The organism is Pyrinomonas sp. (assembly GCF_040289685.1).
In the GTDB taxonomy this organism is placed as follows: Bacteria; Acidobacteriota; Blastocatellia; order Pyrinomonadales; family Pyrinomonadaceae; genus Pyrinomonas.
In genome coordinates this window covers 1-3,211 of sequence record NZ_PSLQ01000119.1, presented here as the reverse complement: position 1 = coordinate 3,211, position 3,211 = coordinate 1, and the positions used below count along the sequence as shown (strand labels likewise).

The window sequence follows — 3,211 nt, the reverse complement described above, 5'->3', positions numbered from 1 at the left end:
CGAGCTCCTCAGCCCAAAGCCGTGCCCCTTCCCCGACCCAAACCAACCCCTCGCCCCACTCCCGCTCCCATATCTCGCTCGGGCGCGCATACCACGCCGCTTCTTCTTCTTCAATGCCATGCGCCGTAAAGCGCACTGCTTGGCAGAAGAGTTCGCTCCTGCCTGCCGACAAAAGCGCACAAACACGCGATCCAGGCAACGCCTCGGCCGCAGCCACAGCATGCAACGTCGGCACGCCCACGGCCCTTTTGCCTTTTGCGCGCGCCAACGCCCGCACTGTTGCCAGTCCCGCCCTTAACCCAGTGAAACTCCCTGGTCCCACAGCCGCAGCGAACAGCTCTATCTCCCCTAGCGCGAGACCGGCTTCGCGCAGCACGTCGTCCACTGCTGAAAGCAGACTCGCCGACGCCTGTCTTTCGCCCAGCGCGCGCCATGCCCGCACGCGCTCAGCGTCCACTACGGCAACGCTCGCCGCACGCGTCGCCGTCTCCACCGCCAAGATTCTTCTCGACTCCATTCGCATTCCCCTTCCCTTGCGTTATCGGACGCAAACCATCCCCTCCACAGCGGCCCGAAGGCGGTTCGGCGCGCGCCATCTATCCTTACACTTGAGCGTCCGCCGAAACCATCAACAGCAAACTATTTCGTTCTGCCTCCCATGCCGTATGCGATCGCGCGCTCTTGACAGTTGAAATCATGCGGCGGACAACCCGTCGTATGCCGTCAATCGGCGCTCCGCCCGCGCTGATCTAACCCCACCGCGCTCGCCAGTCGGCGGTGAATCTTCGCCACCCTCTCTACCTGCCCCTTGGCCGCGAAACGCTCGTAGAACCCCTCTGCGCGAAACTCGCGCTGCAACTCGCCCCACGGCGCAAGCCGCTCCTCCCAACGGCGAACGCGCCCTTCGACCGGCTCGGCATCCACACGCGCCAAGTCAGCGCATACTCGCACCATCGCCTTGATCGTCACTGAACGAGTCAACATATAACCATCGTTGCCCCAAGCGCGCCCCCACACCCGCTCTGCCGCTTTGAAAAAGTCTCGCGCGATTGCGTAATAGCGCTCCACCTCGCGCTTGCCGTTCTCGCGAGCCCCTATCTGCGCCCAATCGGCGCTCACCCAACGATGTATTTCGTTGAAGAGTTCGGCCTGCAAGATCCATTTCTCCTGTCGGCTTCGCCCGCCCAAACGATTGATGCGATAGCGCAGCGGACTATCCGATTCGCGGTAGAGCCGATCGACGATCTGGGCAGCAAATTTCTTGTCCGGCGCAGCCCACGAGACCCGCTCGTAGAGATCGACCAGATGGCTCTTGTTGATACGCGTCGGCGTCGAATTGATGATGACGAACATCTCGGCGGCGAAATCGTCGCTCCGTCCATCGAAGATCACGCACGGCACGTGAATTGTGCCGGCCTCCTCAGGCCGGTCGCGGAAGTAGAACTCCAGCGCCGCCAACCTGTGCTGTCCGTCGATGATCAGATACTTGCCCTCCGGCTCCTGCAAGTCGCCGACGTTCTCGTAAGCACCAATCGGCGCAAATCGCAGCTTCTCGCCAGTGAAAAGCAAGACCGTTCCCGGAATCGGCGGCTGAGTCACAGCCGTTTCGTAAAAATTCTTGATGGCCCGTACCTTCGCGCGCGAAAGCTCCCGCTGAAAAGCCTTCTCCGACCGTTCTATGCGCGCGATGAAACGTCCGATCTCGTCGCCTTCCAGCACCGGCTCGGGAGCGATCTGCTCGCCTTCGCCGTAATAACGGCTGATGAACCGCACCTTGCCCAAAAGATCCTCCGCCGGATAGGAGACGAAATAGAAGACCGCATCCTTCTGTCGAATCTGCGTCGCAAGCATAACCCTATGGCTCCTCTCATTCGACGTTGGACGAAGAGCAAATTATTCACCATCCCCCCATCGGTCGCAAATCCACTCAGTGGCCCAAAGAGCGCTCGAAGGCAGCTTGAAACGCCTCGCGGCAAGGAAGCCCGTCCCTTTCACTCAACGCTTTCGAACGCAATCCGCTTGCAGCAGCTGCAAAACGACGCCGAATCATCTACGCCACAATCAAAACCCGATGAGGATGGCGTGCCACTCGCGAACTCAATGCGCGCGTGGTAGAGAGGCAGAGTCTATCGGCGAAGACGATGAGGTGATCACGCGCTATGAGGGCGTAGAGAGGTTTGGACAAAAGCCTTCTGAGCCTTTGCTCTTAGCGAACGCAAAAGGGAGGGCGTGTGCCGCGCTCATTTCAATCGCGCAGAGGATCCCACTCCGAGTGCGCGTAAGGGGCGCGAAGCCGTAAACCGTAAAGAAATGCGTGATGCGGCAAAGGTCAAAAGAGGCATCATGAAGCTCTGCATAGGCGCAGGGGCGCTCGCGTGAAAGTGAAGCTCAAAGACAACATGAAAGTTGAAAGGTGGATCGGCGAAGCAGGAAAAGCCCCTTTTGTCGTGACAGACACAAAGATCAACACATCTACGACTGTGCCCTGCCGCACTGACTCCAATAACTCGTCGCGCAAACACAATGTCACTTACGTACAATAGATCTACAGCCGTGCTTACCCACAGTCAAGGTGAATGACCTTTCGAGAGCTACTGACTTCAATTACATGTAGCAGTCGGTGAAGCCTCTTATTGATGGCTAATCTTTAGCTCTTTCATTTTTCGATGAAGAATTTCCTTCACCTAGATCAGGGCTTGCGGCCCCAGGCAGAATACATACCGCCATGGAGGCGCGTACCAAGGTGGAGACGCAACGGCTGTTGTATATGGCAACAGGATTTGGCCGTCACAGGTCGGGCGTAAGAAAGCGACGAAATCACAATGAACTTACAAGCAAAATCTTTCTGCGCTCTGCCGACGATGACGATAGGGGTATTTGGAAAAGAGCGCGCAACGGAAACGGTGGCAGAAAGGTGACAGAAAAGGAAGAAACTCCCCCCCCACCCTCAATTGCACGCCCAAAGCGAGACCGCAGCAGAAAGTAGACAAAAACGAGGAAACTCTCTCAGCAAAACGCCGGTAGAGAGGATTTGAAAAAGAGCGAGTGTGGCTTTGGAGTCGTCGGCCGAAGAAAGACAGGAAACTTTTTCCGCAAACCGCCGATAATAATAGTAGAGGTCATTTGAAAAGGTGGAGTATGGCCTCGAAGTTGCTGGCAGGAGAGCAGGGCAGGAAACTTCTCCTGCAAAGCGCCGATCAGTAGAGGCTAT

3 protein-coding genes are annotated in these 3,211 nt (G+C 57.4%); all 3 read right to left on the bottom strand.

The window, feature by feature from the left end; all coding sequences use genetic code 11:
* Positions 1 to 517: tRNA (adenosine(37)-N6)-threonylcarbamoyltransferase complex dimerization subunit type 1 TsaB (gene tsaB / locus C4334_RS14495; protein ID WP_352432802.1), on the bottom strand; the 517-nt coding region annotated here is incomplete at its 3' end.
* A gap of 206 nt (positions 518 to 723) precedes the next feature.
* Positions 724 to 1,851 (bottom strand): DGQHR domain-containing protein, encoded by a 1,128-nt coding sequence (locus tag C4334_RS14490; protein ID WP_352432801.1) that lies wholly within the window; start codon positions 1,849 to 1,851, stop codon positions 724 to 726.
* Positions 1,852 to 2,947: 1,096 nt separating this feature from the next.
* Positions 2,948 to 3,211, bottom strand: a 264-nt coding sequence (locus C4334_RS14485; protein WP_352432800.1) for a hypothetical protein, incomplete at its 5' end; no start/stop codon positions are given.